Raw genomic sequence first — 17,949 nt, forward strand, 5'->3', positions numbered from 1 at the left:
CTATGATTGGTCTGCAAAAAACGGAATGAAGAGAAAACAGATGACCGTGTTTCAAAATAAGGAGGAAACATACCATGGCAGTCCATGTAATTGACGAAGCAAACAGATGCCTTCAATGTAAAAAACCAATGTGCCAGCAGGGATGCCCCATCCATACGCCAATCCCGGCCATGATCAGGGCCCTTAAGGAAGGCGGCCTTGAGGATGCGGGGGCCATGCTGTTTGCCAATAATCCCATGTCCCTTGTGTGTTCCCTTGTGTGCAACCATGAGCGCCAGTGCGAAGGGCACTGCGTCCTGGGAAGGAAAGGGCAGCCGGTTCATGTGAGCAGCATTGAGAACTATATATCGGATACTTGCCTGGAGAGGATTAAGATAGACTGCGCGCAGAAGAACGGAAAGAAGGTGGCTGTTATCGGCGCCGGTCCCGCAGGCATCACCATTGCGATCCTGCTGACCCAACGCGGCTACAGCGTGACCATATTTGATTCCAGGGACAAGATTGGCGGCGTGCTCCAGTACGGCATACCGGAATTCAGGCTTCCCAAGTCCATCCTGGACCGTTATAAGAAAATGCTTCTGTCCATTGGCATTAAGATAAGGCCCAACACCACCATTGGCGGCGCCCTGGAGATTAAGGACCTGTTCCGCGATGGGTATAAGAGCATTTTCATCGGAACAGGAGTGTGGCGTCCAAAGACACTTGGGGTTAAAGGGGAGTCCCTGGGCAATGTCCATTTTGCCATTGATTACCTGGCCAATCCGGACGCGTACGATTTAGGGGACCGGGTGGCAATCATCGGCGTGGGCAATTCCGCCATGGATGTGGCCCGCACCGTGATCCGGAAAGGTTCCCGCCATGTGACGCTGTATGCCAGGGGCAGGCACTCTGACGCCAGCCTTCATGAGACGCAGTACGCAATGCTTGACGGGGCAAAGTTTGAATTCTGCAAGGGGATTGTGGAAATCAATGACCACGGGCCAGTGTTCCAGGATGTGCTTTATGATGAGGAGGGCAATATCACCGGGTATTCAGAGGACATGCAGCAGGTGCATGCTGATTCGGTTGTGATTTCCATCAGCCAGGGACCAAAGAGCAAGCTGGTCAACACAACGGACGGCCTGAAGGCCACCAGGAACGGCCTGCTCCAGACCTCGGAGAATGGCGCCACAACGGTGGAAGGGATATTTGCCTCCGGCGACGTGGTCCTGGGCGCCAAGACCGTGGTGGAGGCAGTGGCATATTCAAAGGTTGTGGCGGACGCCATGGATGAATATATGAAGGATAAATAATGGTCCGGAAACAGTGGTTTCCTGTCATGCCCGGAACGAAGGAGGGCACAGGGCCTTGGATAAACCTATCCCATGGTCCTCTTAAGCTTCCGGAAGGAAATGATGAACAACACAACCGTGGTACAGACCGCAATGGTATCTGCAATGGGTTCTGCCAGGAAAACAGCAAACACCTTGTTTTCAAGAAGCCCGGGCAGCACATAGATAAGCGGGATCAGCAGGATGACCTTTCTGAGCAGCGCCAAAAACAGGGAGGTCCTGCTGTCGCCCAGGGCAATGAAGGTCTGCTGGCAGGCCAGCTGGGCGCCGAAGAGCAGGGCGGCCGCCATATAGACATGGATGGACCAGGTGCAAAAGGCGGTCAGGGCAGCGTCCTTTGTAAAGATGGAGATGAACACGCCCGGTGCGAACATGCTGACAGCCCATAACCCGGTGGAGTAGCACATGCATGTGACCAGCAGGATCCAGAAGGTGCGGCTGACCCGGTCAATCTTCTTTGCGCCGTAGTTAAAGCTGATGATGGGCTGGGCGCCCTGGGTCAGGCCCTGGAGGGGAAGGAGGGAGAACTGCATCACGCTTCCCATGATGGTCATGGCGCCCACGGCCACGTCCCCGCCGTATTTTAACAGCGAGGTGTTAAAGCAGATGTTCAGGATGCTTTCCGTGAACTGCATCACAAAGGGAGACGCGCCCAGTGCAATGGCCGGCATCAGGATATCTGCCCTCGGCCTCATATAGGAGGGGCGTATCTTCAGGTAGCTTTTGCCGGACACAAGGAACAGCACCACCCATGCGGCAGAAACGCCCTGGGAGATAATGGTTGCCAGAGCCGCGCCACGTACCCCCATGTGGAACCCGAACATCAGGATCGGGTCCAGGATGATGTTTAAGACAGCGCCGATGAGCACGGTAAGCATGCCTGTCTTTGCATATCCCTGGGCATTGATGAATGCGTTAAGCCCAAGGGCCAGCTGCACAAAGATGGTTCCCAGGGAATAAATCTGCATGTAGGCCCAGCCGTATTCAATGGTGTTGCCGCTGGCGCCGAACATCAGCAGGATTTTCCTGCCAAAGGTAAGGAAAAACACAGTGAGCACAAGGGCCACTGCAATCAGTGCGGTGGTACAGTTGCCCAGGATATTCTCAGCTTCCTCCTTCCTGCCTTTCCCAAGCATGATGGACGCCCTTGGCGCGCCGCCCATACTTACCAGGGCGGCAAAGGCTGAGATGGCCATGATGATTGGAAATGTAACGCCCACGCCGGTCAGGGCGCTGGCGCCCACGCCGGGCAGATGGCCGATGTACATACGGTCCACCATGTTATATAAAACATTGATGATCTGGGCAGTGATGGCGGGAACGGCCAGCTTAAACAGCAGTCTGCCCACGCTTCCTGAACCCAGGTCTATTTCTTTTGCTTCTTCTGAGGAACCCATAAAAATTCAATCCTTTCCATCTGTAAAAATCCGGATGTCTAAAAACAGCCGTTTAATAAATATATATCCAAACCCGAAGAAAGTCAATAACGGTACTTCCGCAAATGTTTCCATACTGCTATAATGGTAACAGCCTTTGTGACAGGAGGGCGTATTTTTAGGAAAAACGGGGCAGGAAGGAAGGACAGGACATGGTTAAGGCGATATTTTTTGACATAGACGGCACACTGAGGGGATTTAATCAAAAGGGGATTTCGGATGATACCAGACATGCCCTTGACAGGGCAAGGAAAGCGGGGATACGGCTGTTCATTGCAACGGGCCGCCATTTCCTGGAGGTGGATTCGGAGGATCTGCTGGATGGACTGGAATTTGATGCATATATTACCCTCAACGGCCAGTATTGCTATGAAGGAACCCCTGGCCGTCCGGTCATCTATAAGAACCCCATCCCCCGCAGCCAGATTGCCATCCTCCTTAAGATACTGGAAGAGACACCGTTTCCCTGCCTGTTCATGGAAGCAGAAAACTGGTACCTGAACTTTGTGGATGAGCGTGTAATCCGGGTGCAGGATGGAATCGGCACCCGGATTCCGCCGCTGGGGGATCCGGGGCAGGCCCTGGAACATGATATATACCAGGTAATCCCCTATCTCAATGAGAAGGAAGCCGTCCGGCTGGCAGCCTGCCTGCCGGAATGTGGATACACGGTGTGGCATGACGGGGAAGGCGTGGATTTAACCCCCAAGGGCGGCGGCAAATGCTCAGGCATCCGGGAAGTGATTGCCCGGTATGGGATTAAGCCTGAGGAAATGGCAGCCATTGGGGACGGCAATAACGATGTGTCCATGCTTGCATACGCTGGCATCGGCATTGCCATGGGGAATGGGACCAGAAAGGCCATTGAGGCCGCGGACCATGTCACTGGCAGTGTGTCCGAAGGCGGTCTGGCCCAGGCAGTTGATTACCTGTTATCAATGCAAAACAGTCCATTGGAGAGGGAGTGAGGGTTCACTCCCCCTTTTCTTTTGTGGAAGGGACTACTTTTACGGAAGGGATTACTCTTACGGAAGGTATTTCCCTTACGGAAGAGGTTTCCTTTTATGGAACAACAGAAGCAGCCCCATATAGCACAAGCATAGGAACAGGATATTCACCGCGGTCCGGACAAAGAGCGGCAGGCTGTCAAGGGAGGTTGCCACACAGGAAAATGCCAGGTACATCCCGATGGATATGAGAAGCAGGATGACCGGCTTCACAATCATGTTGGCCGTGTCCCAGCGGAAAGGGACCTGCCGTTTCACTGCCAGGAAACTCATCAGCGCCAGGGCCAGTTCGCTGGCCAGCATTCCCCAGAGATAACCTTGTATCCCAAACCTTGGAATGGCAAAAAGCACAAAAGCCAGCCGTATGACCATGGCCCAGACATTCTGGAAAAATGTGACCGAGGTTTTCCCAAGTCCGTTTAAGATGCTTCCCATGGTGGTGGCCAGGTACATGAATGGGCACAGCCAGGACAGGATGGTGATGAAGGTGCCTGCATTCTGGTCATGGAACACGCCCACGCCCAGCTGGCTGCCGAATATGGTGAAGATGCCGATGCACAGTACGCCCATGTAGCAGCTGTAGCGCAGGGACATGGAAATCATGGAGGAGATGCGGCCCTCGTTGCCGTCGGCCTGGGCCTGGGCAACCGTGGGAAGCAGCAGGACGGCCATGGAATTGGTAATGGCAGAGGGGAACAGGATGAACGGCAGTGCCATGCTGGTGAGCACGCCGTATATGGACAGGGCCTCTGAATTGGTAAGGCCGAAGCTCATCAGCTTGTTGGGAATCCAGATTGCCTCGGCGCTGCCAAGGACATTGAGTATCAGGCGGTTGCCCATCAGGGGAAGGGCCAGGGCCATCAGGGGGGCGGCTGTTTCACGGAAGGAGAGGGGGATTGCCTTCCTTATCTTATTACCCTCCATTCCGGCGGGCGGGAAAAAACCAAGGCAGAACACGGTAAATGCAGCCGAGGCCATTTCACCGATTAAATGGCCGTACACCGCAAGGCTGACCGTGATTTCACGTCCTGAGTCCAGCCACACGCCGGCCATAAGGAACACGGCCCCCATGCGGATGACCTGTTCCGCCACCTGGGAGAACGCAGGTACCCTGGCCTTCTGCATGCCATAATAATAGCCGTTGATGCAGGCGTGGAGGGCTGCAAAGGGCACGGACACTGCCATCACGGGCAGGTAGGGGGCGCACCTTGGCTCCAGCAGGAACTTTTCAGCCAGGAAACCGGCGTTGCCGTAAATGCCCCAGGCCAGGAGGAATGACATGCCCATGGCAATGCCCAGGCCTGTCTTGAATACGGCCTTGCCCCGGGACTGGTTGGCAGCCACATACTGGGACAGCGCGGTCTGGATGGATCCGGCGCACACCGCAAAGCAGATGCTGAATATGGGATGTACCATATTATAAATACCCAGCCCCTCCGCGCCAATGGTCCGGGACATGAATATGCGGTAAAAGAACCCCAGGATACGGCATATGAACCCCGTTGAGGTGAGGAGCAGTGTTCCTGTAATAAATGCCAGCTTCCGTGGGGAGAGGCGTTTGGATATGTTTGAAGATGGTGTTAAGGACTCCTTCATGAGAACTCCGGGAAATGGGAATTATTAAAAGTATATTGGGAGGAAGCGTATTTTATGACTGTATGGAATCCCCTTCCGGATGCATTAAGAAAGTATAAGGACAGCCGCAAAAGGGCATGACAGGCTGTTAAGAGAATATAAAAGAAATGTTAAAATATTGTAAAAATTAGCCTGTTAAGATTTCTTAACGGGTATATTTTTTGTGCATAATATATAAAAAAGATAAAATTTTACTAAAATTCGCAAAAACTTACGGTAGGAGAGTCCCGCTGCCTCCTTTATAATATTTTTATAATGACCTAGTCAGTAAGAGCTCGCTGCGGTCAGGTTTCTTAATGCCATCATCAAAAGAAGGGAGAGTGCCATGTCATCTCTGTTTCAAACCATTGACAAGATCAAACCTGTATATGACAGGACCTATGCATTGGTCATGTTCCTGTGCAAACTGCTCCTCACCGTGGATATCCTCATTACCTGTATGGCGGTTGCGGGACGTTACATTCCGTTTATCCCGGATCCGGCCTGGAGTGAGGAGGTTGTATTAACCTGCATGGCCTATATGGCAGTGCTGTCAGCCGCCCTGGCCATCCGGAGGAATGCCCATATCCGCATGACTGCCTTTGACACCTATCTGCCAAAGCAGGTGGTGCGGGCCCTGGATATCCTCTCGGACGCCGCCGTGCTTGCCCTTGCAGTCATCATGATTACCGTGGGCTGGAAGTATGCAAAAGGAATTGGCTCCAAGGGCTTTTACGTGAGCATGCCCTGGCTGTCCAGGTTCTGGATGTATTTCCCGGTTCCCCTGGCAGGCGTGGCAATGCTGATATTTGAACTGGAAGCCCTGTATAACCACATAAAAGCAATCTGCATCAGGGAGGGGGAATAAATATATGGACGCTGGGAATACTGCAATCCTGGTTTTGCTTGCAAGTTTTTTTGCCATGATTTTACTGAGGTTCCCCATAGCATATGCGGTGGCTCTTTCCTCCGTGTTCTGCCTGCTTTACCAGGGACTGCCCCTGGCCACCATCTGCCAGCAGATGGTAAAGGGAATCAGTTCCTTCAGCCTGATGGCAGTGCCGTTCTTCATTGTAATGGGCTGTCTCATGGGCTCAGGAGGCATTTCTGAGAAACTCATCGCCCTGGCCAATGCCTGTGTCGGATGGATGCGGGGCGGCATGGCCATGGTGAATATTGTTGCATCGTATTTTTTTGGAGGGATTTCCGGCTCCGCTGCGGCGGACACGGCTTCCATTGGCTCCATCCTGATTCCCATGATGGTGGAACAGGGCTATGACGATGACTTTTCGACCGCGGTCACCATCACCTCCTCCTGTGAGGGGCTTCTGGTGCCTCCCAGCCACAATATGGTCATCTATGCAACCACGGCCGGAGGCGTTTCCGTGGGAAGCCTGTTCCTGGCAGGATACATACCGGGCGCGCTGCTGGCTGTTTCCCTGATGATTGGTTCCTATATCATTTCCGTGAAACGCAGCTACCCAAAGGGCGACCGGTTCAGCATAAAGAACCTTTTAAAACAGCTGAGCGTGTCCTTCTGGGCCCTGGCGGCCGTGCTGATCGTGGTGGTTGGCGTGGTGGGCGGTGTTTTCACCGCCACTGAGTCAGCTGCCATCGCGGTCATCTACAGCCTGGTGGTCAGCGTGTTCATCTACCGGGGACTTGACTGGAAGGGCGTGTGGAGGGTCATGGGGGACTGCGTGGACACCCTCTCAATCGTGCTGATTCTGATTGCCACCTCCAGTATCTTCGGTTACTGCCTGACCCGACTCCATGTACCGGTGATGGCTGCAAACGCCATCACTGGATTTACAAACAACCCCATTGTCCTGGCGCTGCTCCTGAACCTGATACTTCTGATTCTGGGCTGCATCATGGATATGGCCCCCATCATCCTGATTGCCACACCAATCCTGCTGCCCATTGCCACCTCCATCGGACTTGACCCGGTCCAGTTCGGCATCATGGTTGTGTTAAACTGCGGCATCGGACTGCTGACACCTCCGGTGGGCGCCGTGCTCTTCATTGGCTCCGCGGTCTCCAAGGTGCCCATGGAGCGGGTGGTGAAGGCGACGCTGCCATTTTACCTGTGCATGATCATCACCCTGCTGCTCATAACCTTTGTGCCGGCCATCAGCCTTTGGCTTCCCCAGGTCCTGGCACAGTAATGCTGCTTTACTGATACCGGAGGAGCTGCCTGTAACGGGCAGCTCTTTTTCCGTTATTTGCAAGAGGCCGGGGGCATGATATAATAGATGGGAGATAATGGCAGCGGGACAGCTGTCCGGGGAGGTATGCATGAAGGAGCTCATATGGGGAAAAACGCTGCGTTCGCGGCTGATACGGTACAATTTCTTCATCATCTGCGTCATTGCCATTCATGATTGGCGAGGAAGATGTGGATACCGGTATTGCCAACATGAACCAGAGGGCCCAGGAAGCAAGGGAAGACTAAGATCCACGGGATAAAAACAAAGAGCGTCTGATTATTCTAACACGCCCTGGGATTGCACTGCTGGAAGCAGTACCAGGGCGCGGCGCGCGCTGACGTGCCGGCGGAGGTTGGACGCTCTTTTTGTGCATTAAAATAAATGTTAAGCGTGTTTGATAAGGGATATGGTGATAAAAATGACAGGAAAACAGAAAAAAGCATTGAAGAGGAATGCCATTGGCTACTCTTTCATACTTCCGAATTTTATCGGATATTTTATCTTTATATTTGTTCCGGTAATTCTGACCTTTGTATTGTGCGTGATGAAATGGGACGGTTCCAGCGCGCCCATGGAGTTTGTTGGGCTTAAGAATTTCATGAAGCTGTTCAGGGACAGCGGCTTTCGGATTTCAGTCAGCAATACCCTCTTTTATGCGGTCTTTACCGTACCCCTTACCATGGTGGCGGCCCTTCTCATTGCGGTGCTGCTGAATTCCAAGATTAAGGGAATCGTGGTTTACCGCACCGCGTTCTTCTTTCCCTATGTCGCCTCCCTGGTGGCGGTGGGCGCTGTCTGGAACATGCTGTTCCAGCCTGAGTTCGGCCCGGTTAATGAATTCCTCAAGTTCATCGGCATTGCCAATCCGCCCAAGTGGTGCGCGTCCACGGACTGGGCCATGACCGTCATCATCATTGTCAGCGTGTGGAAGTATATGGGGTATTACATGGTGGTGTACCTGGCCGCCCTTCAGGGCATTTCCCAGGACCTGTACGAAGCTGCCGGCATTGACGGGGCCACCGGCTTTAAGAAATTCCGCTATATCACCATCCCCATGCTTAAGCCCACCACCTTCTTTGTCATCATCATGATGACCATCCAGTGCTTCAAGGTATTTGACCTGATTTACGTCATGACAGGCGGCGGTCCGGGACGTTCCACCAACGTGCTGGTGAACCATATCTACAACGCGGCCTTTGTGGACTTCAAGTTCGGATATGCCAGCGCCAGCCCCCTGGTGCTTTTTGCCATTGTGCTGGTGGTGACCCTGGTCCAGTTCCAGGGTGAGAAGAAGTTTACGGATTACGTATAGGAGGCAGGAAGATGGAGACAAGAACAATACATAGCAAGGTTTTAATCTATACACTGCTGACCGTACTTGCAGTCCTGGTGGTCGTCCCTTTTTTCTGGATGCTTCTGGCTTCGGTCAAAACCAGCAACGAGGTATTCAGTATTCCCATGAAGCTGTTCCCAAAAGAGTTCCAGTGGGTCAATTACCAGACAATCTGGGATAAGATCCCGCTGCTTACCTTTTTTAAGAACACGTTCAAGATTGCGGTGCTCACAACGCTTTTACAGGTATTAACCAGCTGCTTTGCTGCCTACGGTTTTTCCAAGGTGGAATTCAGGGGAAGGGATTTCCTGTTCCTGGTATCCGTGACCACCTTTGCAGTGCCGTGGCAGGCATATATGGTGACTCAGTTTGCGCTGATTTCCAGGATGGGCCTTACGGACTCCCATCTGGGCCTTATACTGATGCAGGCATTTTCCGGGTTCGGCGTGTTCCTGATCCGGCAGTTCATGATCGGCGTTCCCAATGAGCTGCTGGAGGCTGCCAGGATTGACGGGCTTTCCGAGTACGGCATCTTCGCATAGGTTGCCCTGCCCCTGGTGAAAACGGGTATTGCAACCCTGGTCATCTTTATATTTGTAACTATATGGAATGACTTTATGGGACCGTTGATTTATTTAAACAGCACCAGATTGAAAACCATCCAGCTGGGCATCCGGATGTTCATCTCCCAGTACGGCGCGGACTATGCGCTTATCATGGCTGCTTCGGTGTGTTCCCTGATTCCGGTCCTTGCTGTTTTCATGATCTGCCAGAAATGGTTTGTGGAAGGAATCACGGCTGGAGGCGTTAAGGGCTGATGGATATGGAAAGGAATGAGAGGATGACCATGGGTGAAAGGATGGCCGCGGATGAGAGGATAGCCATGGGTGAAAGGATGGCCGCGCACGAGAGGGCAGCCATAGGTGAAAGGATGGCCGCGGATGAAAAGGCGGCCTTGGACGAAAAGATTTCCGATGATTGGAAATGGTGCACTGAGTACTGCAGGAATTACTGGCCCGGGGAATGCGCCCATATCCTGCGGATTGCAGATGACGCAACGGAGCAGAGGTTTGTGTTTGACCTGCCCTGGGACATGGAGCAGACCGTGAAGGCAGTGGAATTTGGCGGGGACCGGGAAGGGATTGACTGGCAGCACATGCCGGACGGGGACCCGGAGTTTATCTACCAGTTTAACCGCCACCGTTACTGGATCTGTCTGGGCCAGGCCTATGCCATGACAGGAGATGAACGGTACGCAAAATGCTTTGTCAGCCAGTTGGTATCCTGGGTGGCTGGGAATCCCATCACAGAAGAGACAAAACAGACCACATGGCGCAGCATTGAGGCTGGAATCCGGGGAGAGAACTGGGTGAAGGCCATGGAATACTTTAAGGACAGCCGGACCGTGACAGATGAGGTAAAGGCCGTGTTCAGGAAGGGGCTGAGGGACCATGGCAGCTATCTCATGAACCACCAGGTTCCGTTCAGTGACAAGAGCAACTGGGGAGTGCTGGAGAGCCATGGGCTGTTCTGCATCGGGACCGCCCTTTTAGGGGAGACTGGGCAGGCGGGACATCCCGGGCAGGCGGAACCGTCCGTCCGGCCCCAACATCCTGGCAGGGAAGCCGGCCCCAGGGAAGCCGCCCTCTACGTGGAGGAGGCCCTGAGCCGCCTGACGCGTGAATTGTCCATCCAGATCATGGATGACGGGGTCCAGTGGGAACAGTCGCCCATGTACCACAACGAGGTCCTGCACTGTGTCCTGGAGGTGCTGCGCCTGGCGCGCCGCCACGGCATCTGCGTCCCGGACATCCTGAAAGACAAGGCACGGGCCATGGCCTACGCGGACCTGGCCTGGGTGAAACCGGACCATACCCAGCCCTGTAATGGGGACAGTGACAGGACGGATTTAAGGGATGTGTTCACACCGGCCGCATTCCTGCTAAAGGACAGATATCTGCGGTATGCCGGATATGAACGCCTGGACTTTGAAAGCGTGTGGGAACTGGGGCCGGAGGCTGCCATGGAATATGAAAGCATGAAGTCCAGGGAGCCGGAGCAGCTCTTTTCCTCCATGGTACACAGCGGCAACTGGTGCCTGCGCTCCGGCTGGCGCAGGGACAGCGACTACCTGCATTTTAAATGCGGTTCCCTGGGAGGCGGACACGGGCATTTTGACAAGCTTCACATAGACCTGTCCATCCACGGGGAGGATGTGCTGATTGATTCCGGCAGATATACGTATGTGGACGGCAGCCTGCGCCGCCATTTCAAATCCGCCTGCGCCCATAATGTCCCGGTGGTGGACTGGCAGGAGTACACAAAGTGCACCGGCTCCTGGGGGGTAAAGGGGACGGCCTGCGCAGCAGGACAGCAGTGGTGCAGGAAAGGGGAATTTACCTTCCTTCAGGGAACCCATCTGGGATACCTGGGCGCCGGTGTTCTGGTGAACCGCAGGATTATTTCCATCGGTACCAGGATCCATGTGGTTGTGGACGGGTTCTATGGACAGGGAAGCCATGTGTGCAGCCAGATCTTCCATCTGAACCCGGCAGGGACCACGGAAATTAAGGGAAATACCTTCTTTTATCATGGAACGGCTGCAGAGGCCGGGTTTACCGTGCTCACCCCCGGGGCAGCCCTGGAGCTTGAGGAAACCCCGGTTTCCTTCCATTATAACCAGCTGGAACAGGGGCCCTGTGTCAGCGTTTCCAGGGAGGGAAGCCTGTTTACGTCCATGGTGACCGTCATTGCAGGTTACGGCGGGAAAGATGAGGAACGGTGCAGCATCCGGCGCGTGCCTGTCATTGCCCCGGTTACCGGGCGGCAGCTGGGGGACCAGGAGGCGGAGGCGGTCCACATCCTGGAAGGAGGGCATTCCTGGCTGGTGGTCATCAACCACAGGGAGACAGGGACTGACAGCGAATACATCGGCGCTGGCGGCTGTTACGGCCTGGGGCGGGTGATGGCCTTGGATGAAGCGGCATGCAAAGGACAGGACGGGGGAAGGGATATCCCCGGAAAGACAGGAACCGGTCTGCGGATGACCGTGCTTCAGTGGTAGGGCGCAAACGGCAGATATAAGGATCATGATGAGGAGCGATTATGCAGACAAAATCCAGTTTACTGACATATAAGACCATAAGCAGACAGGAGGCCCAGGGGTATCTTTTAAGGGCAGTGGACCTGGTGAGGGGGAACCTGGGGCAGTTTACGGTCTGCTTTCCATATTCCAACAGCCAGGGCGGGTTTTACCAGCCAGGTGATAACCGGGAATGGACCACGGGATTCTGGACCGGGGAAATATGGCTGGCCTATGAAATGACCGGGGAGGAGGCGTTCAGGAAAGCCGGGGCCGTGCACGTGGAATCCTTCCTGGACAGGATTGAACGAAGAATCGATACGGATAATCACGATATGGGTTTTTTATATACCCCGTCCTGTGTGGCGGCCTACCGGCTGACCGGCAGCGGGGCAGCGAAAAAGGCAGCCCTGATGGCCGCAGATAACCTGCTGGGACGTTTTCAGGAAAAAGGGCAGTTCTTCCAGGCATGGGGGGAACTGGGGGCCAGGGACAATTACCGCCTGATCATTGACTGCCTGCTGAACATGCCGCTGTTATTCTGGGCCAGTGAGGTCACCGGGAACGCGGTTTATAGGGAAAAGGCAATCGCCCATATACGCACGGCCGTGGGCTGCATCATCCGCCCGGACCGTTCCACCTATCATACGTATTTCTTTGACCCAGATACAGGCAAGCCCTTAAGGGGCGTGACCCATCAGGGCAACCGGGACGGTTCTGCCTGGAGCCGGGGACAGGCATGGGGGATTTACGGATGCGCCCTCAGCTACCGCGCGGGCCACGACCCTAGATATATGGAAATGTTCCGGGATGTGACGGATTATTTCCTGGAGCACCTGCCCCTGGACCTGATTCCATACTGGGATTTTGACTTTGACGACCCCAGCGGGGAGCCAAGGGATTCCTCTTCCTCGGCCATAGCTGCCTGTGGAATGCTTGAGATGGCAAAATACATGGAAGGGCAGGAGGCGTCCTATTATGCGGATATGGCTAAACGCCTGGTAAAGGCCCTCTGTGACAGATGCGCGGTAAAAAGCAGGGAAGAGTCCAACGGCCTGCTGCTCCACGGCACATATGCCAGGGACAGCGCAGGCAATCCCTGTTGTGACCGTGGCGTGGATGAATGCAGCACATGGGGGGATTACTTTTATATGGAAGCCCTGGTAAGGCTGACAAAGGATTGGGAGCCATACTGGTATTAGGGCATGTTTGGAAATTCATTCCTGCCATCTGGCTTAAGGGGACGGGCGGCACTGTTTTTCAGCATCTGCGGTCTTGACCGGCAGGATATATTAGGTTTATCATAGGAGTGTACATTGTCTGCGGTCAGGGGGGCTGCGCGGTGTATGCTCCTAGTGCCGTCCGGCACTAATTGTATTTGTCATGTTTGGGGACAGGGGGACAGGCAGATGAAAAAACTTCTGTTTGTATTTGTTATGCTTGCGGGATTGGAACTGATTGCCGCGGCAGGTATATTAGTTTCATCCGGTACTTATGATGACAGCAGCCGTCCTGCTGTTGGGTCAGGGCGCCGATATGGGGAATACCAGGGAACACCACAAGGGGAAATCTACATTTACAAGGACCATGACCCGCGTTTCCATATAATCACGGACCCGGTACTGACTGACAATCCGGTGGCATATTCAGGCGGATTGGTGATACTGGAGCGGGACGGACTGTATGGATACGCTGATTTCGACGGAAACCCTGTCACGGACATACAATATGAAAATGCCGGCCAGTTCAGAGATGGGCTGGCAGATGTCAGGAAGGATGGGAAATATGGCTTCATTGATACGGCCGGACGAGAAATCATCCCTGTGATTTATGACCAGGTATCTCCTTTTGAAGACGGATACGCCGCGGTCCGGCTGGACGGTAAAAGAGGCGTGATTGACAAAAGCGGCGGCATTGCCGTGCCCATTGAGCATATGCACCTGTTTACCGGTAATGACGGCATTGCGCTGACCGGCACCAATGTAAGGACAGGCAGGGGAAAAGGGGATTACAGGACCATATACGGATTCGCCAATTACAGGGAAGGAACCCAGGTCCCTTATCAATACCAATCCATAAGCAATCTTTCAGAAGGGTATTACAGTGTCAGCACAGGGGCGGGATATGCCCTGATGGACCCGCTTGGCAGGGAAGTGACAAAGCCGGTCTATGACTGGATTGGAAGTATCAGCGGCCGGACGGCCGCAGCCTGTCTGGATGGCAGATGCGGTTACATTGACCTGGAGGGAAGGGAGATAGTACCCTTTTCATACGATGACGCGTTTTTATTCTGCTATGGCCGCGGAGCGGTTTCAAAGGACGGGAAATGGGGATACGTGGACAGGAACGGCCGTGAGGTCATTGGGCTGTCCTATGATTTTGCGTGCAATTTCCTGAATGGTCTGGCAGTGGTCATCCTGGATGGCAGATACGGCCTGATTGACACCAACGGAAACGTGCGGATACCAATCCAATATGACTGGGCGGGCGCGCTGGGGGAGGATGGGACCATTACCGTCATGAAGGATGGCTGTTTCGGGTTCGTGGATGCAAAGGGAAATGAAATTGCTCCCCCTATATATGATTACGCCTATGATTTTAACGGAGGTTATGCAAAGGTGGAACTGGGGGGAAAGACCGGATACATGGACCAAAAGGGCAGGCTTGCGGTCCCTGCTGTTTACGATGACCCGGATGGGGATAAGGACAGGCGGATGAGTCATTTCTACCTTCAGCGGGACATTGACGGGGGGATGATAGAGGTGCCCCTTCTGCCGGATGTGAATGTCCATGTAAAAAAAGCGGACAGTTCCTTTACGGGCTGGTATGAAAAGGGATGGCAGGTCATGGGGTTTTATGGCAATGACGGCAGGAGGCTGGCAAGCCCGGGAGACGGATATGAGGTGTATATACTTCCTGCCAGGGACATATCCTACACCTATACAGGGTGTTTTGGGAAACCAGTGGTGTTCTGCTATAAGCATGAGGACGGATACGGACTGTTCTGCGTGGCGGATGAGGACGGCCCTGGGTGATGCGGATATCAGGCATTGGGTGGATATTGTCATTGCTTTGCATATAATAACAGTACCAGACAAAATACAAGTATTCCTATTGAAATTGTAGGAATACTATGATATAGTAGGAAGCGTAGATGAAGCTTTTAACTTTAGGACTACAGAAAGGCGGATTTTTAATATGAAACAGTTGATTTATCTTGATAATGCGGCCACCACCAAGACAAGGCCGGAAGTGGTTGAGGCCATGCTCCCATACTTCACGGAGTTTTATGGCAATCCTTCCTCGGTCTATGAATTTTCCACAGAGAGCAAGAAGGCGGTAAACCATGCAAGGGAGACCATTGCCCGGGCATTGGGGGCAAAGACCAATGAAATATATTTTACAGCAGGCGGCAGCGAGTCCGATAACTGGGCCCTGACAGCAACAGCGGAAGCATATGCTTCAAAGGGAAAGCACATCATTACCAGCAGGATTGAGCACCACGCAGTCCTCCACACCTGCCAGTATCTGGAGAAGAGGGGATATGAGGTCACCTACCTGGATGTGGATGAGAACGGGGTGGTCAAGCTGGATGAACTTAAGAAGGCAATCCGGCCCGATACCATCCTGATTTCCATCATGTTTGCCAACAATGAAATCGGGACCATTGAACCCATTAAGGAAATCGGGGCAATTGCAAAAGAACACGGTATCCTTTTCCACACAGATGCGGTACAGGCCTTTGCCCATGTACCCATAAATGTGGATGAATATAATATTGACATGCTCAGTTCCAGCGGCCATAAGTTAAACGGGCCAAAGGGAATCGGTTTCCTGTATATCCGCACAGGCGTGAAGATCCGTTCCTTCATCCACGGCGGCGCGCAGGAGCGCAAGCGCCGCGCGGGCACGGAAAATGTTCCTGGCATCGTGGGCTACGGCAAGGCGGTTGAGATTGCCATGGATACCATGCAAGAGCGTACAAAGAAGGAGACGGAGTTGAGGGATTACCTGATGGACCGGGTCATGGACGAGGTTCCCTTTACCAGGATTAACGGTTCACGGACCAGCCGCCTTCCGAATAATGTGAACTTTGCCTTCCAGTTCATTGAAGGCGAATCACTTTTAATTAAACTGGATATGGCCGGAATCTGCGGATCCAGCGGTTCTGCCTGTACCTCCGGCTCCCTGGACCCCTCCCATGTGCTGCTGGCCATCGGCCTGCCCCATGAGATTGCCCATGGTTCCCTGCGCCTGACACTGAGCGAGGAAAACACAAAGGAAGAGATGGATTACGTGGTAGGGCAGATTAAGGAAATAGTGGCCTACCTGCGCAGCATGTCCCCCTTATACGAAGATTATATGAAGCACAGCAAACAAAAATAAGACAGAGATTCATCAGGAGGAAAACAGATGTACACCGATAAAGTAATGGACCATTTTGAGCACCCGAGGAATGTGGGTGAATTAGAGAACCCCAGCGGCATGGGAACCGTAGGCAATCCCAAGTGCGGCGATATCATGAGGATTTATCTGGACATTGACGAGAACCAGATCATACGGGATGTGAAGTTTAAGACCTTTGGCTGCGGCGCGGCCGTTGCCACCAGCAGCATGGCGACCGAGCTTGTGAAAGGCAGGACCGTACAGGAAGCCATGGCAGTGACCAACAAGGCGGTGATGGAAGCACTTGACGGACTGCCGCCGGTTAAGGTACACTGTTCTTTACTGGCAGAGGAGGCAATCCATGCAGCCCTCTGGGATTATGCACAGAAAAACGGTATTACCATCGAGGGACTTGAGAAGCCCAAGGATAATATTGAGGAAGAGGAAGAAGAGGAAGACTATTGAGCAGGAAGGTTGTAGTAGGCATGTCCGGAGGAGTTGACTCCTCCGTGGCTGCCTGGCTTTTAAAACAGCAGGGGTACGACGTCATCGGCGTGACCATGCAGATATGGCAGGATCAGGATACGGATGTCCAGGAGGCAGAAGGGGGCTGTTGCGGCTTAAGCGCTGTGGATGATGCCCGCAGGGTTGCCATGGACCTCGGTATCCCTTATTATGTAATGAATTTCAAGGAAGAGTTCCGGACCAATGTGATGGACTATTTCGTGGGCGAATACGTGGCTGGGAGAACCCCTAACCCGTGTATTGCCTGCAACCGTTATGTGAAGTGGGAATCGCTGCTGCGCCGGAGCATGGCGATTGGTGCGGATTACATCGCAACCGGCCATTATGCCCAGATCTGCCGGCTCCCAAACCAAAGATATGCCCTTAAGACTTCGGTGACAGCGGAAAAGGACCAGACCTACGCCCTGTACAACCTGACCCAGGAACAGCTGGCCCACACCCTGATGCCCGTGGGCAGCTACCACAAGGAAGAAATCCGCAGGATGGCTGCGGATATAGGACTGCAGGTGGCCCACAAGCCGGACAGCCAGGAAATCTGTTTCATACCGGACCACGACCATGCCCGTTTCATAGAAGCGTACACCGGGATGCAGGTGCCTGAGGGAAATTTTGTCGACCTGGAGGGCAATGTGCTTGGCAGGCACAAGGGAATCTCGCATTATACCATAGGCCAGAGGAAAGGGCTGAACCTGTCCATGGGTCACCCTGTGTTTGTGGTGGAGATACGGCCTGAGACCAATGAAGTGGTGATTGGGGAAGGGAAAGATGTATTTACAAATGTCCTCTGCTGCGATAAACTGAACTGGATGGCAATAGACGGCCTGCATGGGGAACCCATGGAGGTTACTGCCAAAATCAGATACAGCCACAAAGGTTCCCCCTGCACCATCCGTGAGATTGGACACGATCTGGTGGAGTGCAGGTTCCATGAACCGGTCAGGGCAGCTACGCCGGGACAGGCCGTGGTGTTCTATGATGGGGATTATGTGGCGGGCGGAGGTACGATTTTATGAGATTGCAGATAA

Annotated in this window: 14 protein-coding genes and 1 pseudogene; 13 read left to right on the top strand and 2 right to left on the bottom strand. The window is 53.6% G+C overall.

The features are described 5' to 3' along the window. Window positions 1-74 precede the first annotated feature (74 nt). Window positions 75-1,292, top strand: coding sequence for an NAD(P)-dependent oxidoreductase (locus tag DWX59_RS10550; RefSeq protein ID WP_117558823.1), 1,218 nt, complete (start codon window positions 75-77; stop codon window positions 1,290-1,292). Window positions 1,293-1,357: 65 nt separating this feature from the next. Here DWX59_RS10550 and DWX59_RS10555 read toward each other — a convergent pair whose 3' ends face one another. After that, the gene (locus DWX59_RS10555; protein ID WP_117558824.1) at window positions 1,358-2,728 is read right to left on the bottom strand and encodes an MATE family efflux transporter; all 1,371 of its coding nucleotides are present in this window, start codon (window positions 2,726-2,728) and stop codon (window positions 1,358-1,360) included. Window positions 2,729-2,919: 191 nt separating this feature from the next. On the opposite strand from DWX59_RS10555, the gene DWX59_RS10560 reads away from it, so the two are divergent. Beyond that, window positions 2,920-3,735, top strand: coding sequence for a Cof-type HAD-IIB family hydrolase (locus DWX59_RS10560; protein WP_117558826.1), 816 nt, complete (start codon window positions 2,920-2,922; stop codon window positions 3,733-3,735). A 75-nt stretch (window positions 3,736-3,810) separates the two neighbouring features. Here the strand turns inward: DWX59_RS10560 and DWX59_RS10565 are convergent, their stop codons facing one another. Further along, on the bottom strand, window positions 3,811-5,313 hold the full coding sequence (locus tag DWX59_RS10565; RefSeq protein WP_235845017.1) for a putative polysaccharide biosynthesis protein: 1,503 nt from the start codon (window positions 5,311-5,313) through the stop codon (window positions 3,811-3,813). Between DWX59_RS10565 and DWX59_RS29605 the strand changes: the two genes are divergently transcribed. From DWX59_RS29605 to mnmA, 11 genes and pseudogenes are all read left to right on the top strand, one after another. Continuing rightward, on the top strand, window positions 5,267-5,398 hold the full coding sequence (locus tag DWX59_RS29605; RefSeq protein WP_268878105.1) for a hypothetical protein: 132 nt from the start codon (window positions 5,267-5,269) through the stop codon (window positions 5,396-5,398). The genes DWX59_RS10565 and DWX59_RS29605 overlap by 47 nt on opposite strands. Before the next feature lie 336 nt (window positions 5,399-5,734). Beyond that, the gene (locus DWX59_RS10570) at window positions 5,735-6,256 is read left to right on the top strand and encodes a TRAP transporter small permease (protein ID WP_117558830.1); all 522 of its coding nucleotides are present in this window, start codon (window positions 5,735-5,737) and stop codon (window positions 6,254-6,256) included. A 4-nt stretch (window positions 6,257-6,260) separates the two neighbouring features. Beyond that, a complete protein-coding gene (locus DWX59_RS10575) occupies window positions 6,261-7,556 on the top strand; it encodes a TRAP transporter large permease (RefSeq protein WP_117558832.1) in 1,296 nt (431 codons plus the stop codon). 460 nt (window positions 7,557-8,016) lie between these two features. Beyond that, complete coding sequence (locus DWX59_RS10580) at window positions 8,017-8,910, top strand: carbohydrate ABC transporter permease (RefSeq protein WP_177316040.1); 894 nt, start codon at window positions 8,017-8,019, stop codon at window positions 8,908-8,910. 11 nt (window positions 8,911-8,921) lie between these two features. Next, a pseudogene (locus tag DWX59_RS10585) lies at window positions 8,922-9,749 on the top strand (carbohydrate ABC transporter permease). Window positions 9,750-9,754: 5 nt separating this feature from the next. Then, window positions 9,755-11,995, top strand: a complete 2,241-nt coding sequence (locus DWX59_RS10590) for an alginate lyase family protein (RefSeq protein ID WP_235845003.1) — start codon at window positions 9,755-9,757, stop codon at window positions 11,993-11,995. A gap of 41 nt (window positions 11,996-12,036) precedes the next feature. Continuing rightward, a complete protein-coding gene (locus DWX59_RS10595; RefSeq protein WP_117558835.1) occupies window positions 12,037-13,215 on the top strand; it encodes a glycoside hydrolase family 88 protein in 1,179 nt (392 codons plus the stop codon). Between the two features lie 207 nt (window positions 13,216-13,422). Continuing rightward, on the top strand, window positions 13,423-15,048 hold the full coding sequence (locus DWX59_RS10600; protein ID WP_165642188.1) for a WG repeat-containing protein: 1,626 nt from the start codon (window positions 13,423-13,425) through the stop codon (window positions 15,046-15,048). A 163-nt stretch (window positions 15,049-15,211) separates the two neighbouring features. Then, on the top strand, window positions 15,212-16,399 hold the full coding sequence (gene nifS, locus DWX59_RS10605) for a cysteine desulfurase NifS (protein ID WP_117558838.1): 1,188 nt from the start codon (window positions 15,212-15,214) through the stop codon (window positions 16,397-16,399). A gap of 27 nt (window positions 16,400-16,426) precedes the next feature. Beyond that, window positions 16,427-16,864, top strand: a complete 438-nt coding sequence (gene nifU / locus DWX59_RS10610; RefSeq protein ID WP_117558840.1) for a Fe-S cluster assembly scaffold protein NifU — start codon at window positions 16,427-16,429, stop codon at window positions 16,862-16,864. Continuing rightward, entirely contained in the window at window positions 16,861-17,937 is a 1,077-nt protein-coding gene (gene mnmA, locus DWX59_RS10615; RefSeq protein ID WP_117558842.1) for a tRNA 2-thiouridine(34) synthase MnmA, read from the top strand. Before nifU ends, mnmA begins: the two co-directional genes overlap by 4 nt. Window positions 17,938-17,949: the final 12 nt, after the last annotated feature.

The sequence above is a fragment of the Enterocloster aldenensis genome, assembly GCF_003434055.1.
Classification (GTDB): Bacteria; Bacillota; Clostridia; order Lachnospirales; family Lachnospiraceae; genus Enterocloster; species Enterocloster aldenensis.

What these genes read in the sequence shown, in the direction of transcription:
- DWX59_RS10550 (WP_117558823.1), top strand. Translation starts at nt 75, where the DNA reads ATGGCAGTCCATGTAATTGACGAAGCAAACAGATGCCTTCAATGTAAA.
- DWX59_RS10555 (WP_117558824.1), bottom strand. Translation starts at nt 2,728, where the DNA reads ATGGGTTCCTCAGAAGAAGCAAAAGAAATAGACCTGGGTTCAGGAAGC.
- DWX59_RS10560 (WP_117558826.1), top strand. Translation starts at nt 2,920, where the DNA reads ATGGTTAAGGCGATATTTTTTGACATAGACGGCACACTGAGGGGATTT.
- DWX59_RS29605 (WP_268878105.1), top strand. Translation starts at nt 5,267, where the DNA reads ATGAACCCCGTTGAGGTGAGGAGCAGTGTTCCTGTAATAAATGCCAGC.
- DWX59_RS10570 (WP_117558830.1), top strand. Translation starts at nt 5,735, where the DNA reads ATGTCATCTCTGTTTCAAACCATTGACAAGATCAAACCTGTATATGAC.
- DWX59_RS10575 (WP_117558832.1), top strand. Translation starts at nt 6,261, where the DNA reads ATGGACGCTGGGAATACTGCAATCCTGGTTTTGCTTGCAAGTTTTTTT.
- DWX59_RS10580 (WP_177316040.1), top strand. Translation starts at nt 8,017, where the DNA reads ATGACAGGAAAACAGAAAAAAGCATTGAAGAGGAATGCCATTGGCTAC.
- DWX59_RS10590 (WP_235845003.1), top strand. Translation starts at nt 9,755, where the DNA reads ATGGAAAGGAATGAGAGGATGACCATGGGTGAAAGGATGGCCGCGGAT.
- DWX59_RS10595 (WP_117558835.1), top strand. Translation starts at nt 12,037, where the DNA reads ATGCAGACAAAATCCAGTTTACTGACATATAAGACCATAAGCAGACAG.
- DWX59_RS10600 (WP_165642188.1), top strand. Translation starts at nt 13,423, where the DNA reads ATGAAAAAACTTCTGTTTGTATTTGTTATGCTTGCGGGATTGGAACTG.
- nifS (WP_117558838.1), top strand. Translation starts at nt 15,212, where the DNA reads ATGAAACAGTTGATTTATCTTGATAATGCGGCCACCACCAAGACAAGG.
- nifU (WP_117558840.1), top strand. Translation starts at nt 16,427, where the DNA reads ATGTACACCGATAAAGTAATGGACCATTTTGAGCACCCGAGGAATGTG.